Annotated in this window: 19 protein-coding genes; 13 read left to right on the forward strand and 6 right to left on the reverse strand. The window is 61.6% G+C overall.

Features of this window, described 5'->3' with window-relative positions:
• Nucleotides 1–166: 166 nt before the first annotated feature.
• The 3 genes from hisS to hisG all read left to right on the forward strand — a co-directional run bounded on the left by hisS (nucleotide 167) and on the right by hisG (nucleotide 3,660).
• Nucleotides 167–1,690: a histidine--tRNA ligase gene (hisS, locus tag QA648_RS01915; protein WP_104822118.1), complete on the forward strand. Its 1,524-nt coding sequence runs from the start codon at nucleotides 167–169 to the stop codon at nucleotides 1,688–1,690.
• A 156-nt stretch (nucleotides 1,691–1,846) separates the two neighbouring features.
• Nucleotides 1,847–2,965: an ATP phosphoribosyltransferase regulatory subunit gene (locus tag QA648_RS01920; protein ID WP_104822119.1), complete on the forward strand. Its 1,119-nt coding sequence runs from the start codon at nucleotides 1,847–1,849 to the stop codon at nucleotides 2,963–2,965.
• Entirely contained in the window at nucleotides 2,965–3,660 is a 696-nt protein-coding gene (gene hisG, locus QA648_RS01925) for an ATP phosphoribosyltransferase (protein ID WP_104822120.1), read from the forward strand. The genes QA648_RS01920 and hisG overlap by 1 nt, the downstream gene beginning before the upstream one ends.
• Before the next feature lie 80 nt (nucleotides 3,661–3,740).
• Here hisG and QA648_RS01930 read toward each other — a convergent pair whose 3' ends face one another.
• Complete coding sequence (locus tag QA648_RS01930) at nucleotides 3,741–4,184, reverse strand: DoxX family protein (protein ID WP_104822121.1); 444 nt, start codon at nucleotides 4,182–4,184, stop codon at nucleotides 3,741–3,743.
• A 214-nt stretch (nucleotides 4,185–4,398) separates the two neighbouring features.
• On the opposite strand from QA648_RS01930, the gene QA648_RS01935 reads away from it, so the two are divergent.
• The gene (locus tag QA648_RS01935) at nucleotides 4,399–5,106 is read left to right on the forward strand and encodes a glutathione binding-like protein (protein WP_283049298.1); all 708 of its coding nucleotides are present in this window, start codon (nucleotides 4,399–4,401) and stop codon (nucleotides 5,104–5,106) included.
• Between the two features lie 64 nt (nucleotides 5,107–5,170).
• Here the strand turns inward: QA648_RS01935 and QA648_RS01940 are convergent, their stop codons facing one another.
• The 3 genes from QA648_RS01940 to groES form a co-directional block, all read right to left on the reverse strand.
• Complete coding sequence (locus QA648_RS01940) at nucleotides 5,171–5,617, reverse strand: hypothetical protein (RefSeq protein ID WP_283051452.1); 447 nt, start codon at nucleotides 5,615–5,617, stop codon at nucleotides 5,171–5,173.
• Between the two features lie 482 nt (nucleotides 5,618–6,099).
• On the reverse strand, nucleotides 6,100–7,740 hold the full coding sequence (groL, locus tag QA648_RS01945; protein WP_283049300.1) for a chaperonin GroEL: 1,641 nt from the start codon (nucleotides 7,738–7,740) through the stop codon (nucleotides 6,100–6,102).
• 75 nt (nucleotides 7,741–7,815) lie between these two features.
• Nucleotides 7,816–8,112 (reverse strand): co-chaperone GroES, encoded by a 297-nt coding sequence (gene groES, locus QA648_RS01950; RefSeq protein WP_004109735.1) that lies wholly within the window; start codon nucleotides 8,110–8,112, stop codon nucleotides 7,816–7,818.
• Between the two features lie 267 nt (nucleotides 8,113–8,379).
• Here groES and QA648_RS01955 point away from each other — a divergent pair, with 267 nt between their 5' ends.
• The 6 genes from QA648_RS01955 to QA648_RS01980 all read left to right on the forward strand — a co-directional run bounded on the left by QA648_RS01955 (nucleotide 8,380) and on the right by QA648_RS01980 (nucleotide 16,556).
• The gene (locus tag QA648_RS01955; protein ID WP_283049330.1) at nucleotides 8,380–9,201 is read left to right on the forward strand and encodes a sulfurtransferase/chromate resistance protein; all 822 of its coding nucleotides are present in this window, start codon (nucleotides 8,380–8,382) and stop codon (nucleotides 9,199–9,201) included.
• Entirely contained in the window at nucleotides 9,198–10,634 is a 1,437-nt protein-coding gene (chrA, locus tag QA648_RS01960) for a chromate efflux transporter (protein WP_283049332.1), read from the forward strand. The genes QA648_RS01955 and chrA overlap by 4 nt, the downstream gene beginning before the upstream one ends.
• Nucleotides 10,635–10,738: 104 nt before the next feature.
• Nucleotides 10,739–11,587 (forward strand): TIGR01459 family HAD-type hydrolase, encoded by an 849-nt coding sequence (locus QA648_RS01965; protein WP_283049334.1) that lies wholly within the window; start codon nucleotides 10,739–10,741, stop codon nucleotides 11,585–11,587.
• Between the two features lie 15 nt (nucleotides 11,588–11,602).
• Nucleotides 11,603–12,586: a bifunctional riboflavin kinase/FAD synthetase gene (locus QA648_RS01970; RefSeq protein ID WP_283049336.1), complete on the forward strand. Its 984-nt coding sequence runs from the start codon at nucleotides 11,603–11,605 to the stop codon at nucleotides 12,584–12,586.
• A gap of 317 nt (nucleotides 12,587–12,903) precedes the next feature.
• Complete coding sequence (gene ileS, locus QA648_RS01975) at nucleotides 12,904–15,786, forward strand: isoleucine--tRNA ligase (protein ID WP_104822129.1); 2,883 nt, start codon at nucleotides 12,904–12,906, stop codon at nucleotides 15,784–15,786.
• A 134-nt stretch (nucleotides 15,787–15,920) separates the two neighbouring features.
• A complete protein-coding gene (locus tag QA648_RS01980) occupies nucleotides 15,921–16,556 on the forward strand; it encodes a hypothetical protein (RefSeq protein ID WP_104822130.1) in 636 nt (211 codons plus the stop codon).
• 38 nt (nucleotides 16,557–16,594) lie between these two features.
• Here the strand turns inward: QA648_RS01980 and QA648_RS01985 are convergent, their stop codons facing one another.
• A complete protein-coding gene (locus tag QA648_RS01985) occupies nucleotides 16,595–17,053 on the reverse strand; it encodes a nucleoside deaminase (RefSeq protein ID WP_104822131.1) in 459 nt (152 codons plus the stop codon).
• 72 nt (nucleotides 17,054–17,125) lie between these two features.
• Here QA648_RS01985 and QA648_RS01990 point away from each other — a divergent pair, with 72 nt between their 5' ends.
• Genes QA648_RS01990 through QA648_RS02000 form a run of 3 tightly spaced genes read left to right on the forward strand, consistent with a single transcriptional unit; the run spans nucleotide 17,126 to nucleotide 20,617 of the window.
• The gene (locus QA648_RS01990; RefSeq protein ID WP_283049340.1) at nucleotides 17,126–19,159 is read left to right on the forward strand and encodes a pseudouridine synthase; all 2,034 of its coding nucleotides are present in this window, start codon (nucleotides 17,126–17,128) and stop codon (nucleotides 19,157–19,159) included.
• Nucleotides 19,160–19,165: 6 nt separating this feature from the next.
• Complete coding sequence (gene rsmD / locus QA648_RS01995) at nucleotides 19,166–19,732, forward strand: 16S rRNA (guanine(966)-N(2))-methyltransferase RsmD (protein ID WP_104822133.1); 567 nt, start codon at nucleotides 19,166–19,168, stop codon at nucleotides 19,730–19,732.
• An 18-nt stretch (nucleotides 19,733–19,750) separates the two neighbouring features.
• Nucleotides 19,751–20,617, forward strand: coding sequence for a patatin-like phospholipase family protein (locus QA648_RS02000; RefSeq protein WP_104822134.1), 867 nt, complete (start codon nucleotides 19,751–19,753; stop codon nucleotides 20,615–20,617).
• Here QA648_RS02000 and QA648_RS02005 read toward each other — a convergent pair.
• The gene (locus QA648_RS02005) at nucleotides 20,614–22,431 is read right to left on the reverse strand and encodes a monovalent cation:proton antiporter-2 (CPA2) family protein (RefSeq protein WP_283049343.1); all 1,818 of its coding nucleotides are present in this window, start codon (nucleotides 22,429–22,431) and stop codon (nucleotides 20,614–20,616) included. The two genes, QA648_RS02000 and QA648_RS02005, sit on opposite strands and share 4 nt — an antisense overlap.
• Nucleotides 22,432–22,569 lie beyond the last annotated feature (138 nt).

A 22,569-nucleotide genomic window follows, 5' to 3' on the forward strand; every position in this document is an offset into this window, starting at 1 on the left:
TAAAGTTGGTCCCTGTAACAGTCGGGATGCGTGTATCCCAAATATAGATGCTTCAGGTCCGTCTGTCACTGTCAGTTTTGTCAGATGAGAACATACACAATCCTTGCCGCATCCCGCGCTATCCGCTAGTTAACCGCCACTGTTCCCGTACCGGATTATCCTGCAAATGAGCGATAAACAAAAGAAACCGCAGAAGCTCAAGGCCCGCTTGCCGCGTGGCTTTGTCGATCGTTCGGCGAGCGATATTCGCGCCGTCAACGAAATGACCGCCAAGATCCGGGCCGTGTATGAGCATTATGGTTTCGATCCCGTCGAAACGCCGCTGTTCGAATATACCGATGCGCTCGGCAAGTTCCTGCCCGATAGCGATCGTCCGAACGAGGGCGTATTTTCGCTTCAGGATGACGACGAGCAGTGGATGTCGCTGCGCTACGACCTGACGGCGCCGCTCGCCCGTCATGTCGCGGAGAATTTCAACGAAATCCAGCTTCCCTACCGCACCTATCGTGCCGGCTATGTCTTCCGCAACGAGAAGCCAGGCCCGGGCCGCTTCCGCCAGTTCATGCAGTTCGACGCCGATACGGTCGGCGCGCCGGGCGTGCAGGCCGATGCCGAAATGTGCATGATGATGGCCGATACGCTGGAGTCGCTTGGCATCAAGCGCGGCGACTATGTCGTCCGCGTCAACAACCGCAAGGTTCTGGATGGCGTGCTCGAGGCGATCGGTCTCGGCGGCGACGATAAGGCTGGCCAGCGGCTGAACGTGCTGCGCGCCATCGACAAGCTCGACAAGTTCGGTCCCGAAGGTGTGGCACTGCTGCTTGGGCCGGGCCGCAAGGATGAGTCCGGCGATTTTACCAAGGGTGCAGGCCTCAACGCTGACCAGATCGAGAAGGTGCTCTTCTTTGTCGGCATCAAGGATTATGCCGAAAGTGCCGTCCGGCTTGCTGAGCTTGTCGCCGGCACGTCCAACGGCAGCGAAGGCGTCGAGGAACTGAACCTGATCGGCTCGCTCGTCACCAGCGCCGGCTATCATTCCGATCGCATCAAGATCGATCCGTCCGTCGTGCGCGGCCTCGAATATTATACCGGCCCGGTCTATGAGGCCGAGCTCCTGTTCGACGTCACCAATGAAAAGGGCGAAAAGGTCGTCTTCGGCTCGGTTGGCGGCGGCGGCCGTTATGATGGACTCGTCTCGCGTTTCATGGGGCAGCCGGTTCCGGCCACGGGCTTCTCCATCGGCGTCTCGCGCCTGATGACGGCCTTGAAGAACCTTGGCAAGCTCGGTCAGGACGAGGTGATCGCACCCGTCCTCGTCACCGTCATGGACGGCGATGTCGAGGCGATGGGCCGCTATCAGCGGATGACGCAGCAGTTGCGCGCCGCCGGTATCCGCGCCGAGATGTTTCAGGGCAATTGGAAGAAGTTCGGCAATCAGCTCAAATATGCCGATCGCCGCGGCTGCCCGATCGCCATCATTCAGGGCGGCGACGAGCGCGCGCAAGGTGTCGTGCAACTCAAGGATCTGATCGAGGGCAAGCGCCTCTCCGGCGAGATCGAGGACAATGCGAGCTGGCGCGAGGCCCGCGTCGCGCAGGAAACCGCGCCGGAAGCCGATCTGGTGACCAAGGTGCAGGAGATTTTGGCGGCGCAGGCGGAAGACCGCAAGAGGGCGGCCGGCAATGTCTGAGTGTGCGGCCTTGCCCCTCACCCTAGCCCTCTCCCCGCAAGCGGGGCGAGGGGACGACCTCTTGTGTCGCGCCCTGTCGATCTTCACGAGGTTGAAGGGCGATGGAAGATGCGTCTATTCCCTTCTCCCCGCCGGGGAGAAGGAGGAGGTACTCCCATGCCCCTGATCAACCTCCCAGATTTTGCCGGCGATCTCCTAGCCGAGTTCGGTGCCCGCGGAACGGAGCGGGTGGATACGCCGATCATCCAGCCGGCCGAGCCCTTTCTCGACATGGCGGGCGAAGACCTGCGCCGCCGTATCTTCATGACGGAGAACGAGACCGGTGCCAGCCTCTGCCTGCGTCCCGAATTCACCATTCCTGTCTGCCTGCGTCATATCGAGACCGCGACCGGTACGCCGAAGCGCTATTCCTATCTTGGCGAGATCTTCCGCCAGCGCCGCGAAGGCGGCAATGAATTCTATCAGGCGGGAATAGAAGATCTTGGCGACCGCGATATCGCCGGCGCCGACGCCCGCCTCATCGGTGATGCCATCGGCATTCTCAATCGGCTGGTGCCGGGCAGGGCGCTATCGGTGACGCTCGGCGATCAAGCCGTTTTCGAGGCCGTCGTGCAGGCGCTCGGTCTGCCCTCCGGCTGGCAGAAGCGCCTGGTGCATGCCTTCGGCAATATGACGCAGCTCCAAACGCTGCTGGCACGGCTCGCAAGCCCGCAGCCGGTCACTGGCCTTGATCCGCATGTGTTTGATTTTCTGACGCGCGGCGACGAGCAGGGGCTGGTCAAGCATATCGACAGCACCATGAAGGCGACCGGCTATTCCACCAATGCCAGCCGCTCGCCGCAGGAGATCGCCCGCCGTCTTCGCGAAAAGCTGGTTCTCTCGGAAACGCGGCTCGATGATGCCGCTTTCGGTGTCCTGGAGGAATTCCTGTCGCTCCGCCTGCCGCTCGCCGAGGCATCTTCCGCGCTGGCCGGCTTTGCCGATGCGGCCGGGCTGAAGCTCGGAACTGCGCTTGAGCGTTTCGATGCCCGCGTTGCGGCCCTTGCCAAGGCCGGCGTCAACGCTGCCCAGATCGAGTATCGCGCCGCCTTCGGCCGTCCGCTCGACTATTACACCGGCCTCGTCTTCGAGGTGATGGTGGAAGGATCGCCGGCAGTGCTCGCCGGCGGCGGCCGTTTTGACCGGCTGCTGACACTGCTCGGCGCCAAGGACCACATTCCGGCCGTCGGCTTCGCGCTCTGGCTCGACCGCATCGAAACCGCGAGGGCCGCCTGATGACCATCACCATAGCGCTTCCCTCCAAGGGCCGCATGAAGGACGATTGCTCGGCGGTCTTCGAGCGCGCCGGCATGCCCATCGTCGCCGTCGGCAATGATCGCTCCTATCGCGGCCGTGTCGAAGGCTGGGACGGCGTCGAGATCGCTTTCCTGTCGGCCTCGGAAATCTCGCGCGAGATCGGCAACGGCAGCGTCGATTTCGGCATTACCGGCGAAGATCTCGTGCGTGAAGGCATGGCGGAGGCCGATCGCCGTGTCGAATTCTGCGCAAGGCTTGGTTTTGGTCATGCCGATGTCGTCGTCGCGGTGCCGGATATCTGGCTCGATGTCGATACCATGGCTGATCTCGGCGACGTCGCCGCCGATTTCCGCGCCCGTCATGGTCGCAGGCTGACGGTCGCGACGAAATATTGGCGGCTGACGCAGCAGTTCTTCTCCAGCCAGCACGGCATCCAGCTCTATCGCATCGTCGAAAGCCTCGGCGCCACCGAAGGAGCACCCGCTTCCGGCTCGGCCGACATCATCGTCGACATCACCTCCACCGGCTCGACCTTGCGGGCGAACCATCTGAAGGTTCTGTCTGATGGGATCATCTTGCGCTCCGAGGCCTGCCTCGTCCGGGCGCGCAAGGAAAGCCATGAGAGCGATCCCTTGGTTCAGCGCATCATCGTCGCCGTACGCGGCGCGCTTTGATATTTGCCGATCTGTTTGACGATACAAAAAACCCGCCGGAAATTCCGGCGGGTTTTTGATGCTTGGGAGGCCTTGAGCGATCAGGCGGCTGCGTAGGCGCCGCGGCGTGCATCGAGCGAATAGGCGCCCGGGCCATTGGTGGCGAGCATGATGTAGGCGCCAGCGAGCGTGACGTTCTTCAGGAAGTTGACGAAGTTCAGGCCGTTGATCCAGCCATTGGCGGCAGCCGGGAAATCCGGAACGTTGACGGTCGGCAGGTGGAAGACAATGCCGGTGAAGACGCAGAACAGGGCGAGCAGCCAGCCCACGATGCGGATCTGGAAGCCGACGAGAACGCAGACGCCGGTCACGAATTCGAAGGCACCAGCGAGATAGGTGAGAAGCGTGGCGGCAGGCATGCCGGCGCCGGCAATCATGCCTGCGGTGCTTGACGGATCGGCAAGCTTGCCGAAGCCGGCGAAGATAAACATGAAGGCGAGCAGGATGCGCGCCACAAGGATGATGATGTTATTGGTGTTGGACATGACGGTCTCCTGTAAAGGTGGTGAGTGCCGCGAGCGACAATTTCTGAAACCCGTTATTCGCGATTTTAGTGCGATTGGAAAGATAAACAAGTGCGCACGATTAGTTCACAATTGTTGAACAATCTCCCTGCGGTCGACATCTTCCCATATGCTCCATATCGACTATGTTGGCGCGAATTCATTCGCCAAATCATGATTTTCAGAAGGAAGCCCCATGGCCGATCTGTCTTCGTTTCCAATTACCAAGCGCTGGCCTGCCAGCAATTCGGATATTATCCAGCTCTACTCACTGCCGACGCCGAACGGCGTCAAGGTATCGATTGCGCTCGAAGAACTTGGCCTTCCCTATGAGCCGCATCTGATTTCCTTTAGCACCAACGACCAGAAGTCGCCGGAATTCGTCTCGCTCAATCCCAACGGCCGCATTCCCGCGATCATCGATCCCAACGGTCCTGACGGTAAGCCGATGAGCCTGTTCGAATCGGGTGCCATCCTCGTCTATCTCGCCGAAAAGACAGGTAAGCTGATGCCCCGGGATGCGGCCGGGCGCTATGAAACATTGCAGTGGGTGTTCTTCCAGATGGCCGGCATTGGCCCGATGTTCGGACAGTTCGGCCACTTCTTCAAATTCGCCGCCGACAAGGTCGCCAACAACGCCTATCCGGTCGAGCGATATCGTGATGAAAGCAAGCGCCTGTTGAGCGTCTTGGAAAGCCGCCTGCAGGGCCGTCAGTGGATCATGGGCGACGAATATACCATCGCCGACATTGCCACTTTCCCGTGGGTCCGGGGCGTCGATGTCTTTTACGGCGGCCGGGAAGTTCTCGATTTCGCAAGTTTCCCGTCGGTCACGGATTGGCTTGAACGCGCCATCGCCCGCCCGGCGAGCCAGCGCGGGCTGAACATCCCGAAGCGGGATTGATCGCGAGTATTTCCGCGCAAGATGCAAGGCCGGTCCGAAAGGATCGGCCTTTTGCGTTTAGGATCTACTGCCGGCTCGCCAACTGGCTGCCCGGCTCGAGCTTGAAACGCGGAAACAGGAAGACGCCCACCATGCTGCCGGCGTGTTTTCCTTCCGTGCCGATGGATTCGCCGACGCAGAAGATCGGTTGGCGGTGGCCCCCGACGCCGAGTGCGGTGGTGGAGTAGCAGAAGCTGGACGAGGCGGTTGCTGCCTGCTCGAACAGGTCGAGGATGCGGGCGCGGTCATGGGCGTCGTAGCAATGCATCAGGCTCAACAGGCCGCATTCCGACGAGGTCAACCCGTGCAGCATGGTGCCCCATTGGCCGAGCTTGATGATGCCGCTCGATAAATCACCGGTCCATTCCTCGGAGACGCAGAACTGCGCCAGAAGATCAGGGTCATGTCCACTGAACTCCAACGACCCCGGAGCGAACGGTGCAGCAAGATTGGCTTTGGCGATCTTGAACAAGATATTCCCCAGCTTGAGGCGCGGGTTCCCCTGCGCGCGCTTCAATCGAATTCCATGCCTTATTGATCAGAGCGTGGCTCCGTATATTGCACAGCTACGGATCGCGAAGGCATCCTCGCTGAACCCATCCCCCCGGGCGTGCTTCCGGATCGTCAATTGAATGCTTCAAGTCACTTCAAGTAATGATTCTACCTGAACTATCTATCCAAAAGGTTATGACTGTGCCTGCTCGCGGATAAGGCGGGCCGAAATCAAGTAAAATTTGTGTGCTCTGCAACAGTCCCCCCGAACGTCATTGCGCTGCGATTTATAGGAGCTTTTACAAAAACGGCAATGGGGCAATTTGCGTAAATTTGCGCAGTTACAAAAACTGTCGAACCTTGCGCGGCAGCAGGTTCATCATAAATGAAAAGGGCGACCCGAGGGCCGCCCTTCGTCAATTCCGGATGCCGGAATAGATCATGAAATGAGGCGCGAGCCTATCACATCATGTCCATGCCGCCCATGCCGCCCATGCCGCCTGGCATGCCAGCCGGAGCGTCCTTCTTCGGCAGCTCGGCGATCATGGCTTCGGTGGTGATCAGCAGCGAAGCAACCGAAGCTGCGTCCTGCAGAGCCGTGCGAACGACCTTGACCGGGTCGACGATGCCCATGGAGATCATGTCGCCATAGACGCCCGTCTGAGCGTTGTAGCCCCAGTTGTCTTCGTTCTTGTCGAGGATCTTGCCGACAACGATGGAGGCTTCATCACCAGCGTTTTCAGCGATCTGGCGGCAAGGAGCCTGCAGAGCACGGCGGATGATGTTGATGCCGGCTTCCTGGTCGTCGTTTTCACCCTTTGCGGTGATCTTGACGGAGGAGCGCAGCAGAGCCGTGCCGCCGCCCGGTACGATGCCTTCCTGAACAGCAGCGCGCGTCGCGTTCAGAGCGTCGTCGATGCGGTCCTTCTTTTCCTTGACTTCGACTTCCGTCGAGCCGCCGACGCGGATGACGGCAACGCCGCCAGCGAGCTTGGCAAGACGTTCCTGCAGCTTTTCGCGGTCGTAATCGGAGGAGGTTTCTTCGATCTGGGCCTTGATCTGGGCAACGCGGCCTTCGATGTCGGACTTAGCGCCCGAGCCGTCGACGATCGTGGTGTTTTCCTTGGAGATCGAAACCTTCTTGGCGCGGCCGAGCATGTCGAGGGTGACAGATTCGAGCTTGATGCCGAGGTCTTCGGAGATGACAGTGCCGCCCGTCAGGATGGCGATGTCTTCCAGCATGGCCTTGCGGCGATCGCCGAAGCCAGGAGCCTTGACGGCAGCGATCTTCAGACCACCGCGCAGCTTGTTGACGACGAGCGTAGCAAGAGCTTCGCCTTCGACGTCTTCAGCGATGATGAGGAGCGGCTTGCCGGTCTGCACGACAGCTTCGAGAACCGGGAGCATGGCCTGGAGGTTCGAAAGCTTCTTTTCGTGCAGGAGGATGAACGCGTCTTCGAGGTCGGCGATCATCTTTTCCGGGTTGGTCACGAAGTAGGGGCTGAGGTAGCCGCGGTCGAACTGCATGCCTTCGACGACTTCGAGTTCGGTTTCGGCGGTCTTGGCTTCTTCAACCGTGATGACGCCTTCGTTGCCGACCTTCTGCATGGCTTCAGCAATATCGAGACCGATCTGCTTTTCGCCGTTTGCGGAGATCGTGCCGACCTGTGCGACTTCTTCCGAGGTGTTGATCTTCTTGGCCTTGGCCTGGAGATCCTTGACGACTTCGGCAACGGCGAGGTCGATGCCGCGCTTCAGGTCCATCGGGTTCATGCCGGCTGCAACGGCCTTGGCGCCTTCGCGAACGATGGCCTGGGCGAGAACGGTTGCGGTCGTGGTGCCGTCGCCGGCGATGTCGTTGGTCTTCGAAGCAACTTCGCGGACCATCTGTGCGCCCATGTTTTCGAACTTGTCTTCGAGTTCGATTTCCTTGGCGACGGTGACGCCGTCCTTGGTGATGCGCGGAGCGCCGAAGGACTTGTCGATAACGACGTTACGACCCTTCGGGCCGAGCGTGACCTTCACTGCGTCAGCGAGGATGTCGACGCCACGAAGCATCTTTTCGCGGGCGCTGCGGCCGAATTTTACTTCTTTAGCTGCCATGTTTGAAACTCCTGAATTCGCGTTGTCCGGGTTTATGGCCCGTCAGCTTTATCGGAAAAGGGGAAATCGGCTGGATTAGCCGATGATGCCCATGATGTCGGCTTCCTTCATGATCAGAAGGTCTTCGCCGTTGAGCTTGACTTCGGTGCCGGACCACTTGCCGAACAGAACGCGATCGCCAACCTTGACGTCGAGTGCTACGACCTTGCCGGATTCATCACGGGCGCCAGAACCGACGGCGACGATTTCGCCTTCCTGCGGCTTTTCCTTGGCGGTGTCCGGAATGATGATGCCACCCTTGGTCTTTTCTTCCGACTCGACGCGACGAACGACGACACGGTCATGAAGGGGGCGGAAATTGGTGCTTGCCATTGTCTAATCCCTCGATCAAATGACATTCACGGATCAGCGGGGGATCCGTATGGGGCTTTGTTAGCACTCTGCCTCAGCGAGTGCTAGCGGACGGTGATTTAGGATTGGGCGCTAAACGAGTCAAGAATGTGTCCGTGAATTTTTTCGGACAGCTCTTCGTTGACTTGCCGCAGCTTTTGCCGGAAAATCTTCAATATGGGGTTTGCGAATACCCCACGAGGCGTCATGCCGGAGTTTCGCGTCCATCTCTTTTGGAAGGGACGTAACATGACTTCGTTCAACGCCATCACTCCCGAAAAGCTTCTTCGTCTGCTGGGTACGCCGAAAGCGCCCGCAATACTCGATGTTCGAGACGCCGATGATTTTGAGGCCGATCCTTATCTGCTGCCGGCCTCGCGACGTCGGGATCATGAGAACGTTCAGGCTTGGGCCGCCGAATTTCGCGGCCGCAATGTCGTCTGCCTCTGTCAGCATGGCGGCAAGCTCAGCGAAGGTGTCGCCGCCTGGCTGCGGCTGGCCGGTACTGCGGCGGAAATCCTCGATGGTGGCCTCGATGCCTGGCGGGCGGCGGGATTGCCGCTGATCCCGGTTTCGATTCTGCCTGGGGCCAATGCGTCGGGTGCGACCGTGTGGGTGACCCGCGCCCGGCCGAAGATCGATCGCATCGCCTGCCCCTGGCTGATCCGCCGCTTCGTCGATCCCGATGCGTCGTTTCTCTTTGTCACGCCTCAGGAAGTCGACGGCGTCGCCCAACGTTTCGGCGCGACGCCCTTCGACGTGGAAGGGGTATTTTGGAGCCATCGCGACGAGGATTGCACTTTCGATACGATGGTAAAGGAATTCCGGCTCGAACTCCCGGCGCTTCATCATCTTTCCCGCATCGTCAGGGGCGCCGATACCAACAGGCTCGACCTCGAACCGCAGGCGGCCGGCTTGCTTGCCGTCTCGCTCGGATTGTCGCGCATGTATGCTGACGATATTGAACAGTTGGATGCAGGGATGTTGTGTTATGACGCGCTTTATCGCTGGGCGCGCGACGCGACGCAGGAAAAGCATGACTGGGTATCGCATGGAGCTAAAAAATCGTGAGTGAAACCGTTTTGGTTGACGATCTCGCCGCGACCCCATCCCTCAGTGAGGCCACGCGTGTATGGGCGCGCGTTGGCGTATTAAGCTTCGGAGGCCCGGCCGGGCAAATCGCGTTGATGCATCGCATCCTCGTCGATGAGAAGCGTTGGATCGATGAAGAGCGCTTTCTGCATGCACTGAGCTATTGCATGCTGCTGCCGGGACCGGAGGCGCAGCAGCTCGCCACCTATATCGGCTGGCTGCTGCATGGCATCCGTGGCGGCCTGATCGCGGGGCTTCTGTTCATCGTGCCGGGCTTCGCCGTTATCCTGGCGCTATCGGCCTTCTACGCCCTGTTTCACGATACCACCCTGCTTGCGACGGTCTTTTTTGGCATTAAGGCCGGTGTGCTGGCGATCGTGCTGCAGGCGCTGATCCGGCTGAGCGGCCGGGCGCTGAAAACCCGCTTTCATATTGCCGTTGCGATCGCAAGCTTCACTCTGCTTTTCGTCTTCGATCTGCCATTTCCGCTGGTGGTGCTTTTGGCCGGCCTCTCGGGTTATGGCCGGGTTCTCTATCGCGCTTATCATGATGATCACTGGCGGCCGCGACTGCCTCGGCTTGCCATTACCAATATCGGCATCGGAGCGCTGCGAAGTGGCCGCCTGCGGACTGCTGCGGTCACGCTCTTATGCTGGCTGGCGATCTGGCAGGCGCCGCTGTTGCTGATCCATGTCATAAATGGACCCAAGGATATTGTCGCCGAAACGCTAAGTGGCGGCACAAATGTCTTCGGCGCCATCTTCTCCTTCTTCTCCCGCATGGCAGTGGTTACCTTTGGCGGCGCCTATGCCGTGCTTGCCTATGTCGCGCAGACCGCTGTCCAGCATTACGCCTGGCTGCGGCCGGGCGAGATGCTGGATGGTCTGGCGCTGGCGGAGACGACGCCGGGACCGCTAGTATTGGTCCTCTGTTTCGTCGGCTTCATGGCCGGCTTCCGCAATCCCTTCGGCTTCGATCCTTTGACGGCAGGGTTCCTCGGCGCCAGCCTCGCGGCGTGGGCGACGTTCGCACCGAGCTTTCTTTTCATTTTCGCCGGCGCCCCTTTCATCGAGCGTCTGCGCGGTCACGCCGGTCTGTCGGCGGCTCTTGCCGCGATAACGGCTGCGATCGTCGGCGTCATGGCCAATCTGTCGGTTTGGTTTGGCCTGCATGTGCTCTTCGCCGATACCGGGCGGCTCGTTCTTTTGAGCCACCGCGTCAAGATTCAGGGTGGCGACTATGCCAACGTTCCGATCGCGGGCATAGCCTGGCCGACCTGGTCTACGCTTGATGTTTCCGCACTGCTGCTTTTCATTCTCGCCATTGTGCTGGTCTTCCGTCATCGGGCAGGGGTGGCAACCGTACTCGGTATATCTGCCTTGGCCGGTTGCCTGCTGCGCTTCGCCGGATGAATCGGAAGCGGTCTATGTGCGGTGCAAAAACCTGCACTCCGCTCTTGTAATTTGCCGGCCGGTTTGCAATGTCAGCCCGTGATTTCTTTGACCACGAGGACTGCATGGGCAAGCGTATCGAAAGCTTCCGCGAGATCGGCAAACTTTATGATGTCGCGCTCTGTGATGTCTGGGGCGTGCTGCACAACGGCGTGTCGGTATATGAGGACGCGCCGGTTGCGCTGGAAGCTGCGCGCGGCGACGGGCTGACCGTCGTCCTCATCACCAATTCTCCCCGCGTGGCGCCGAAAGTGGTCGAGCAATTGCGCCAGATCGGCGTTCCCGACAGCGCCTATGACCGCATCGTTACTTCCGGCGACGTGACCCGCCGCCTGATTGCCGAGGGCCCGAAGAAAGTATTTTTGCTCGGTCCTGAGCGCGATATCGCTATCATCGAGGGGCTGGACGTTGTGCGCGTCGAGGCCGATGAGGCTGAGAGCATCGTCTGTACCGGCTTCTTCGATGACGAAACCGAGACCCCCGACGATTATACCGACATGCTGAAGGCCTGGTCGGCCCGTAATGTGCCGCTGATCTGCGCCAATCCCGATCTCGTCGTCGAGCGCGGGCACCGCATGATCCCCTGCGCCGGTGCCATGGCCGCTTATTACGATCGGCTCGGTGGCGAGACGCGGATTGCCGGCAAGCCGCATCAGCCGATCTACGATGCCTCGATCGCAGCCGCCCGCGAAGCGCGCGGCGAATTCCCGATGTCGCGCGTTGTCGCCATCGGTGACGGCATGCCGACCGATGTGCGCGGCGCGCTCGATTACGGACTCGATCTTCTTTATATAAGCCATGGTATCCATGCCCGCGAATATGTCGTCGACGGCCACACCAACGAGGCAGCGCTTGGCGCCTTCCTGGCGCGCGAACAGGCGTCGCCGAAGTGGTGGATGCCGCGCCTTGTCTGAGGAGAGTGGTAGCCGATGACCGTCTTCCATCGCAATGAGACCCGCGAACCGCTGCCGGACAATCTGAAAGGCGGCGTCATTGCCATCGGTAATTTCGACGGCGTGCATCGCGGCCATCAATCCGTGCTCGATCGCGCGCTGGAGATTGCCAGGGAGCGCGGCGTGCCGGCGCTGGTCCTAACCTTCGAGCCACATCCGCGGACCGTCTTCAGGCCTGATCAGCCGGTTTTCCGCCTGACGCCGGCGCCGCTGAAGGCGCGGCTTCTCGAGGCGATCGGCTTCAACGCCGTCATTGAATATCCCTTCGACCGGGCCTTTTCGCAGCGTTCCGCCGATGAATTCGTCCATTCGATTCTGATCGACTGGCTGCATGCTTCCGAAGTGGTCACCGGCTTCGATTTCCATTTCGGCCATGATCGCCAGGGCGGTCCGGCCTTCCTGATGAATGCCGGCAGCAAGAACGGCTTCGGCGTGACGCTGATCGACGCCTTTCGCGATGAAAATGCCGAAGTGGTTTCGTCAAGCCGCATTCGGGCATTGCTGGTGGAAGGCGAGGTGGCGGAGGCTGCGGGTCTGCTCGGCTATCGCTATACGGTCGAGGCAGAGGTCATTGGCGGCGAAAAACTCGGCCGCTCGCTGGGCTTCCCAACCGCCAATATGCGGCTGCCACCGGAAGCGGAGCTGAAGGCTGGTATCTATGCCGTGCGCTTTCGCGCCGCCGATGGCGTCATTCGCGATGGTGTCGCCAGCTATGGCCGGCGCCCGACGGTGACCGACAACGGGGCGCCGCTGCTCGAAACCTTCGTTTTCGACTTCAGCGGCGATCTCTATGGTCAGATCTGTTCCGTCTCTTTCTTCGGTTATCTCCGGCCCGAACTGAAGTTCGACGGCCTCGACCCGCTGGTGGCGCAGATCAGGAAGGATGAAGAGGAGGCGAGGGCGCTGCTCGCCGGCGTCCGCCCGCTCGGGGATATCGACCGGTTCATCGCCTTTTCTTGATTGTCACGCGGCACGGGCCTGATTGGGCGGGCTCCGATTGGCCGCGGGTGGAAGCATCAGCGGGTTTCTATGCCCTGCGGCGGCTGATCCCTCTTTCTTTCCATGCAAAAAACGCCTATGAACCGCCAACCATGACCCAATTTCGGCTGAGCCTATCGATACGAATTATTGGCCCGGCCTTCCGCGCGCTTTAAGCGGCCGGAAGGTCCGGGTTTTGGGCGCCTGTTCCCGAGGCGCTTTCCGCCGCCGAAAAATCCCCATATGGCTGCGCCTTTCCGGCGCGAAACGCCCGAGACGCCGAGGCAATTGTCAGAACAATGACCGATACCGCTGAAAAGATCGACTATTCGAAAACCCTTTACCTGCCCGAGACCGACTTCCCGATGCGCGCCGGCCTGCCGCAGAAGGAGCCGGAGCTCGTCAAGCGCTGGCAGGAAATGAACCTCTACAAGAAGCTGCGCGCTTCCGCCGCCGGCCGCGAAAAATTCGTGCTGCATGACGGTCCGCCCTATGCCAACGGCAACATCCATATCGGCCACGCGCTGAACAAGATCCTCAAGGACGTCATCACCCGCTCGTTCCAGATGCGCGGCTATGATAGCAATTATGTTCCGGGTTGGGACTGCCACGGTCTGCCGATCGAATGGAAGATCGAGGAAAAATACCGCGAGAAGGGCAAGAACAAGGACGAAGTCCCGGTCAACGAATTCCGCCAGGAATGCCGTGACTTCGCCTCAGGCTGGATCAAGATCCAGTCCGAGGAATTCCGCCGTCTCGGCATCGTCGGTGATTTCGACAATCCCTATCTGACGATGAACTTCCACGCCGAATCCCGCATCGCCGGCGAGCTCTTGAAGATCGCCCGCAGCGGTCAGCTCTATCGCGGCTCCAAGCCGATCATGTGGTCGGTGGTCGAGCGTACGGCACTGGCGGAAGCCGAAGTCGAATATGCCGATGTCGAGAGCGATACGATCTGGGTGAAGTTCCCGGTCGTCGAAGGTCCGGCGGCGCTCGCCGATGCCTTCGTCGTCATCTGGACCACGACGCCCTGGACGATCCCCGGCAACCGGGCGATCTCCTATTCGTCGCGGGTTTCCTACGGCCTGTACGAGGTGACGGAAGCCGCCAATGATTTCGGTCCGCGCCCAGGCGAAAAGCTGATCTTTGCCGACAAGCTTGCCGAGGAATCCTTCGCCAAGGCGAAGCTGCAGTTCAAGCGCCTGCGCGATGTGACCGCTGATGAGCTTGGTGCGAGCATCTGCGCCCATCCGTTGGCGTCGCTCGGCTACGACTTCAAGGTTCCGTTGCTCGATGGCGATCATGTGACCGACGATGCCGGTACCGGCTTCGTGCACACCGCCCCAAGCCATGGCCGCGAGGACTTCGACGCCTGGACGAGCCATGCCCGCCAGATTGAAGCGCGTGGGATCTCCTCCCGCATCCCGTTCCCGGTCGATGATGCCGGCTTCTACACGGCCGACGCCCCCGGCTTCGACGGCGGCCGCGTCATGGACGACAACGGCAAGAAGGGCAATGCCAACGATCTGGTCATCAAGGCACTGATCGAGACGAACACGCTCTTTGCGCGCGGACGGCTGAAGCATTCCTATCCGCATTCCTGGCGCTCGAAGAAGCCGGTCATCTTCCGCAACACGCCGCAATGGTTCGTCTATATGGACAAGGACCTTGCTGACGGCACGACGCTGCGTTCGCGCGCCCTGAAAGCGATCGACGATACGCGTTTCGTGCCCGCCGCGGGCCAGAACCGCTTGCGCGCCATGATCGAGCAGCGGCCGGACTGGGTTCTGTCGCGCCAGCGCGCCTGGGGCGTGCCGATCTGCATCTTCGTCGATGACGAGGGCCAAATCCTGCAAGACGAGGGCGTCGATGCCCGCATCCTCGATGCTTTCGAAAAGGAAGGCGCCGATGCCTGGTTCGCCGAAGGTGCGCGCGAGCGCTTCCTCGGCGAAAAGGCCAACGAGCCCTGGACGCAGGTCATGGACATCCTCGACGTCTGGTTCGACTCGGGCTCGACCCATACCTTCACGCTGGAAGACCGTCCGGACCTGAAATGGCCGGCGGACCTTTATCTGGAAGGCTCGGACCAGCATCGCGGCTGGTTCCATTCGTCGCTGCTCGAAAGCGCCGCGACGCGCGGCCGTGCGCCTTACGATACCGTTCTTACCCATGGTTTCACCATGGACGAGAAGGGCGAGAAGATGTCGAAGTCCAAGGGCAATGTCACCTCGCCGCAGGAGGTGATGAAGGACGCCGGCGCCGACATCCTGCGCCTATGGGTCATGACGTCGGATTATGCCGAGGATCTGCGCGTCGGCAAGACGATCATCCAGACCAATATTGATGCCTATCGCAAGCTGCGCAACACCATCCGCTGGATGCTCGGCACGCTCGCGCATGACAAGGGCGAGGTGATCGCCCGTGCCGAGATGCCGGAGCTCGAGCAGCTCATGCTGCACCGTCTTGCGGAACTCGATGAGCTCGTGCGCGAAAGCTATGATGCCTTCGACTTCAAGCGGATCGCCCGCGCCCTCATCGATTTCTCGAATGTCGAGCTTTCGGCTTTCTATTTCGATGTCCGCAAGGATGCGCTTTATTGCGATGCGCCGTCGAGCCTGCGCCGCCGCGCAGCGCTTGCCGTCATCCGCACGATCTTCGATTGCATGGTGACTTGGCTGGCGCCGATGCTGCCGTTCACGACGGAAGAAGCATGGCTGTCGCGTAATCCACAGGCGGTCTCGGTGCATCTCGAACAGTTCGTCACCGTTCCCGGCGAATGGAAGAACGAGGCGCTGGCCGAGAAGTGGAGAAAGATCCGCGCAGTGCGCAGCGTCGTCACCGGAGCTCTCGAAATCGAGCGCAAGGACAAGCGCATCGGCTCCTCGCTGGAAGCCGCGCCCGTCGTCTATATCGCCGATCCGGAGCTACTGAAGGTGCTGGAAGGACAGGATTTCTCGGAAATCTGCATCACCTCCGATATCGCCATCAATGGCGGCGAAGGCCCCGCCGATGCCTTCCGCCTGGATGATGCCGCCAAGGTAAGTGTCGTGCCGAAGCTGGCCGAAGGCCGCAAGTGCGCCCGCTCCTGGCGCATCACCACCGATGTCGGTTCCGATCCGGAATATCCCGACGTCTCTGCGCGTGATGCGGCCGCTCTGCGCGAGTTGATGGCTGTCAACTGAAGAAAATTACCGGGTGAATTGCCTTTGAGGCGTTCATCCGGTAAAAGCTGCCTGAAAATGGCCCGATTTTTGCGGCAGTTGCCGTGAAATGGGGTTCTGCGATAGTTGCACCGGCGTAGCTGGGAAGGGTATTCATGAGAGCGATACATAGGATTCGTGTCGGCGTCAGCTTGGCGGCACTCGTGATTGGCTGCGGTCTGATGTCCGGCTGCATGAGCGGCCCGCGCTACGGCACGGACAAGACCGCCGGCGAACAGCTCTTCGATGATATCAGCGACATCGCATCCGTTTCGGCGGCCACGCCGAAGGACAAGGGCGTAAAATATCCGAACCGCCCGGGCCTGGTGCTTCCGGCCCAGAACGACAGGGAAAACCTGACCTCGCCGCAGCAGTCGCTGGCCAGCAAGGATAATCCGGCCTGGCTGGAATCGCCGGAAGATTCGCGCAAGCGCCTGGCGGAGGAAGCCGATCAGAACAAGAACAACGTCAACTATCGCTCTCCGCTCGCTCAGGCCGACAGTGGCCGCAACCGGGTGAGCGAAGCGCAGCAGACGGCCGCCTATCGGGCCGCACGCCAGGATCAGGATGGCACCTATATCGATCAGCGCCGCTACCTGATCGATCCGCCGCAGCAATACCGCCAGGTCTCCGACGAGGCTGCTCTCAACGATCTCGGCACCCCCGAGAGCAAGAAGGAAAAGCAGCGCAAGAAGGACGCCGAGGCCGCGCAGCAGTCCAGCAACAGCAGTTGGTGGAAGCCTTTCCAATAAGCCTTTCTAGCTGAAGCGGCGGTTAAATCAGCCGCTTTTTAGTCTTCCACGCGTTTTTGTTGGAAGAATTCCCTGAGAATATCGGCCGCATCCCGCTCGGCCATGCCCGAATAGACTTCCGGCGCGTGATGACAGGTTGGCTGGCGATAGAAGCGCACGCCGTTGTCGACGCCGCCGCCTTTCGGATCTTCCGCGCCGTAATAAAGGCGGCGGATGCGGGCAAACGAGATGGCGGCCGCGCACATGGTACACGGCTCCAGCGTTACATAGAGATCTGCACCCGTCAGCCGCTCTTGGCCGAGTGCCTCGCAGGCCATGCGGATCACGGCGATTTCGGCATGCGCGGTGACGTCGTTGAGCTCTCGGGTGCGGTTGCCGGCCTTGGCGACAACGGCATTGTCGACCACGAGGACGGCTCCGATAGGCACTTCACCGCGCGCGCCGGCGCTTCGCGCTTCGGCGAGCGCCAGCTCCATGAAGTGATTTGTATTCACCATTTAAGATTTTCCACTTAACCGCGGGGGCGTGACCTGATAGGAACACGCCTTAAAAATTCAGGCAAACAACAAATGACAATGAATGACAAGCCCAAGCGGCCTGGGTCCAAACCCTTTACCCGCGACAAGCAGACGAAGACGCGCGATGACGCCAAGCCGACGAAGGCTGTGTCCGCCAAAGTGGCGGCAGAGGCAGAAGGCGGGGATGGAAAAGCGGAACGCATTTCCAAGGTGATGGCGCGCGCCGGCGTGGCGTCGCGCCGCGACATCGAACGCATGATCATGGACGGCCGTGTGAAGCTGAACGGCGTGCTGCTGGATACGCCGGTGGTCAACGTGACGCTCGCCGACAAGATCGAAGTTGATGGCGTGCCGATCCGCGGCATCGAGCGCACGCGCCTGTGGCTCTATCACAAGCCGGCGGGCCTCGTGACCACCAATGCCGATCCGGAAGGACGTCCGACCGTCTTCGACAACCTGCCGGAAGAGCTGCCGCGCGTCATGTCGATCGGCCGCCTCGACATCAACACCGAAGGCCTGCTGCTGCTGACCAACGACGGCGGCCTTGCCCGCGTGTTGGAACTGCCGACCACCGGCTGGCTGCGTCGCTATCGCGTGCGCGCCCACGGCGAGATCGATCAGGAAGCGCTGGACAAGCTGCGGGAAGGCATCGCCGTCGACGGCGTGCTCTACGGCTCGATCGAGGCGACGCTCGACCGCACCCAAGGGTCCAACGTCTGGATCACGATGGGCTTGCGCGAAGGCAAGAACCGCGAAATCAAGAATGTGCTCGGCGCGCTCGGCCTCGAGGTCAACCGCCTGATCCGTATCTCCTACGGCCCATTCCAGCTCGGCGAGCTGCCGGAAGGCAGGGTGTTGGAAGTGCGTGGGCGCACGCTGCGCGATCAGCTCGGTCCCCGCCTGGTGGAAGACGCCAAGGCGAATTTCGACGCGCCGCTTTACAATAGCTCGGCCGTTGCCGCCGAGGATGAGCCGGAGGCGAAGCCTGCTCGCGCGGCCAAGGAAGAGCGCCCGCGTCGCGAGCGCCCCGAGGATAAGCGCGAGCGCGCCCTGAGCCGTCTCGACACCAAGCGCGATGACCGCCGGGATGAGGGGCGCCGCGAAGCCGGCCACAAGGACGACGACCGGCCGAAGCGCCAGCCGCTGGGTCCGCGTCGGAGCGCGAATGTCTGGATGGCGCCTGGTGCCCGTCCGCTCGGCGAAAAGGCTGCTGCAAAGGCTGCCAAGAATGCAAGGACCGCCGCAAAGCGCGGCGAAGTGGAACGCCCGCAGCGTAGCGGCTTCGATCGCCCGGACGAAGGCCCACGCGTTCGGATCAACCGCGTCGACGAGGGGGATGGCGAGTGGATCCGTTCGAGCGAGGTCGCACCACGCAAGTCGCGCGACGACGAGGGCTTTGATCGCAAGCGCTCCCGGGATGACCGAACCTTTGGTGATCGTCCCCGAGGTGATCGGCCGCAGGGCGACCGTCCCGCCCGCGGGGATCGTTCGTTTGGCGACCGTCCTCGCGGCGAGCGCCCGTTTAGCGATCGTCCGCGCGGTGAACGCGGCTCGCGTCCCGAGGGCGGTGATCGCCCCCGTACGAAATCCTTCCAGGGAGAAGGCCGTTCCGAACGCTCCTTCGGAGATCGTCCGCCCCGTGGAGAGCGTTCTTTCGGCGACAAACCGCGTGGCGATCGTCCATATGGCGATAAACCCCGCGGCGACCGGCGGCCGCGTGCTGAGGGAGACGAGCGTCCGCGGGCCAAGTCTTTCGGCGGCGAACAGCGCTCCGAACGTCCTCGCGGCGATCGCCCGTTCGGGGATCGCCCGCCGCGTGGTGATCGGCCCACGCGCGGTGATCGGCCCATGGGTGACCGTCCGCAGGGCGAGCGTTCCTACGGGGACCGGCCGGCCGGCAAGCCCTTCGGCAAGAAGCCGGGCGGCGGCAAGTCCTTTGGCGGCAAACCGGGTGGAAAGCCTGGCGGCTCGCGCGGCTTTGGCGGTAAACCCGGTGGCACAGGCCGTCCGTCTGGCGGCCCGGGTCGCGGCGGTCCCGGTCGTGGCGGCCCCGGCAGGGGTGGCCCCAAGGGCGGAAGAGGTTGACGCGCGGTGCGGATCGTCGGCGGTGAATTTCGCGGTCGGTCGCTTGCGGTGCCGAAGTCGAACGACATTCGTCCGACGGCGGACCGCACGCGCGAGAGCCTTTTCAATATCTTGAGCCATGCCTATCCCGAGGCCATCGATGGCACGCGGATGATGGATGTCTTTGCCGGCACCGGCGCGGTCGGGCTCGAAGCCGCTTCGCGCGGCTGCCGCCATGTGCTTTTCGTCGAAAGCAGCGTCGAGGGCCGTGGCCTGCTTTGGGAAAATATCGACGCGCTTGGCCTGCACGGCCGCACGCGCATGCTGCGGCGGGACGCCACCGATCTCGGCAGCGTCGGCAATCTGGAGCCTTTCGATTTTCTCTTCGCCGATCCGCCCTATGGCAAGGGTCTGGGCGAGAAGGCCTTCGCCGCTGCCGCTGCCGGCGGCTGGCTGGTACCGGGAGCCTTGGCAATCCTCGAGGAACGCGCCGACGTCACGGTTTCCGTCGCGCCGGATTTTCTCTTCCTGGAAGAGCGGACCTTCGGCGACAGCAAGATGCATTTCTTCCGTTATCAGCCTCGACAGGCCTAGTGGCGGAAGGAGAGGATCATGGGCGATTATGCCGATTTTGTTGGGAGCGATTATACGCTCGCGACATCCAGCACGCCGAGCGTCGCGGTCGCCTTCGGCTGCGGCGGTGCCCGCGGACTTGCCCATATCCATATCATCGAGGCGCTAGATGAACTCGGCATCCGCCCGGTCGCGATCGCCGGCGCTTCCATAGGCTCGATCATGGGCGCCGCCATGGCGGCTGGCATGAGCGGCGCGGAAATCCGCGATTATACGCTCGCCACGGTCGGCAACCGCCCGGCTGTGCTCAACAAGATGTGGAGCCTGCGACCCCCGAACATGCGCAGCTTCCGGATCGGCCAGTTCAATCTCGAACGCATCCTGCGCGCATTCTTGCCTTCAACCTTTCCGGAAGATTTCTCCGAGCTGCATATTCCGCTGAAGGTGGTGACGACGGACTATTATGACCAGACCGAGGTGGTGACCGAAAAAGGCGAGCTTTTCCCGGTCCTTGCTGCCTCCGCCGCCATCCCCGCCGTCTTCATGCCGGTCAAGGTCGGCGACCGCGTCATGATCGATGGCGGCATTATGAATCCGGTTCCCTACGAGCATCTGGCCGGACTTGCCGACATCATCATCGGCATCGACGTTGTCGGTGGGCCGGATGGCGACGGCACCCATATCCCGAACCGTATCGAGAGCCTGTTCGGTGCTGGACAACTGACGATGCAGTCCAATATCGCGCTGAAGCTGCGGCTGCTTTCACCGCAGATATTCCTGCGCCCGCCAATCGGCCGCACCGGCGTGCTCGATTTTTTGAAGGCCCGCGATATCCTCGCCATGTCCGCCAGCGTCAAGGAAGAGCTCAAATTCGCCCTCGACCGGGTGATCACTGCGAAGAACTAAGCCCGCTCCGGCTCCTCCGCCGGCACGGAGAGATCGTCGTCGTTGCTGAAAATATCGGCGCTGCGTTTTGGTTTGACCAGCGGTTCCGGCCTGACTGGCCGTGAATAGAGCATGTCGCGCCCGGCTTGCAATCCTTCGCTGACCTGCAGCACCAGCCGCTGTTCGTCACGCTTGCGGATATCCTCACCGATCTCGAAGGCGTCGGCTTCGCTGACACCGAGGGCTTCCAGCGTGCGGCGGCCGAAGAGCAGGCCGGATTCCAGCGTTTCGCGCAGCTCGAAATCGACGCCCTTGTTGCGCAGCGCAATCGAGTGAATACGGTCGTAGGAACGGACGAAGATGCGGGCATGCGGATAATCCGTCTGCACGAGTTCGACGATCTTGTCGGTGATTTCGCGCTGATGCGTGCTGACGACGACCAGCTTGGCGCGGTCGATGCCGGCCGAACGCAACACATCCTTGCGGGTGCCGTCGCCGAAATAGATGCGGAAGCCGAAGTTGGAGGCCTGGCGGATGCGATCGGCGGAAAAGTCGATGACGGTGACATCGCGGCCGCCGGCCAGCAGGATCTGCGCGGCGATTTGGCCGAAACGCGAGAAGCCGATCATCAGCACGTCGGAGCCGGCACCCTCGAAATCCTCGTCCAGCTCCTCATGCCCATCGCCGGTCAGCATGCGCTTCGAAAGCGCTGCGCCGAGCGGCGTCAGCGCCATGGAGAGCGTTACGATCGCGATCAGCAGCGAGGCGGTGCTAGCGGAGAAGAGCCCGCCGCCAACGCTGGCTGCGCTGAACAGCACGAAACCGAATTCACCCCCCTGGGGAAGCAGGCAGGCGATGCGGATGGCATCGTCATGCGACGAACCGGTCACGCGGCAGAGCGCATAGATGATCACGCCCTTGATGACCATGACGACCGGCACGGCGAGCACGATCAGCGCCCAATTGTCGGCGATGACATCCAGTTTCAGCGACAGGCCGACGGCGATGAAGAAGATGGCGAGTAGCACGCCGCGGAAAGGCTCGATATCCGCCTCCAGCTCATGGCGATAGGAGGATTCGGCCAGCATCACGCCGGAGAGAAAGGCGCCCATCGCCATGGAGAGGCCGGCAAGCTGCATCAGCGTCGCCGAGCCCATGACGACGAGCAGGGCGGCGGCGATCATCGCCTCGCGCGCGCCGGTGCGGGCGATGACCTGGAACAGGGGCGTCAGCAGGTAACGGCCGGCAATGATCATTGCCGCGACAGCGCCGACGGCGATGGCAAGGTCCAGGACCGGATTGGAAGCCTGCGTCGGTCCGCCAAGAACCGTGACCAGGGCAAGCAGCGGCACGATCGCCAGGTCCTGCAGCAACAGCATCGAGAAGGAACGCTGGCCGTATTTCGTGTTGACGTCGCCTTCTTGCTCGAGGATCTGCATGGCAAAGGCCGTGGAGGAGAGCGCCAAGCCGAAGCCGACGATGATGCTGCCGCGCCAGCCGGCGATGTGAGCGAGATAAGCGGCGAGCGTCAGCGCCAGTCCGCTCAGGACCACCTGCGCGGTGCCGAGGCCAAAAATGTCGCGCCGCATCTGCCACAAGCGCGACGGCTTCAGCTCCAGGCCGATGATGAATAGCAGGAAGACGACACCGAGTTCGGCGACGGCAAACACAGATTCGCCATCGCCGATGCCGTGCAGCACCGGCCCGATGACGACACCGGCGGCGAGATAGCCGAGTACGGTGCCGAGCCCCAATTTCTTGAAGATTGGCGCCGTGACGACGGCGCCTCCGAGCAGCATCAGGGTTTCGGTAAAGAGGGCATTCGGCGCGGACATCGTCTGTTTCTTCCTGTGGGCAGGCGGTGTTGCAGCGCATAGTCATCAGAAACAACCATGCGTGAAGACATTCGGACAAGAATCGGCGTGGCCGCCCTTGATGCTTTATGTAGTGCACAATAAATGGAACGCGAAGGA

This window comes from Rhizobium sp. CB3171 (assembly GCF_029714265.1).
GTDB lineage: Bacteria > Pseudomonadota > Alphaproteobacteria > Rhizobiales > Rhizobiaceae > Rhizobium.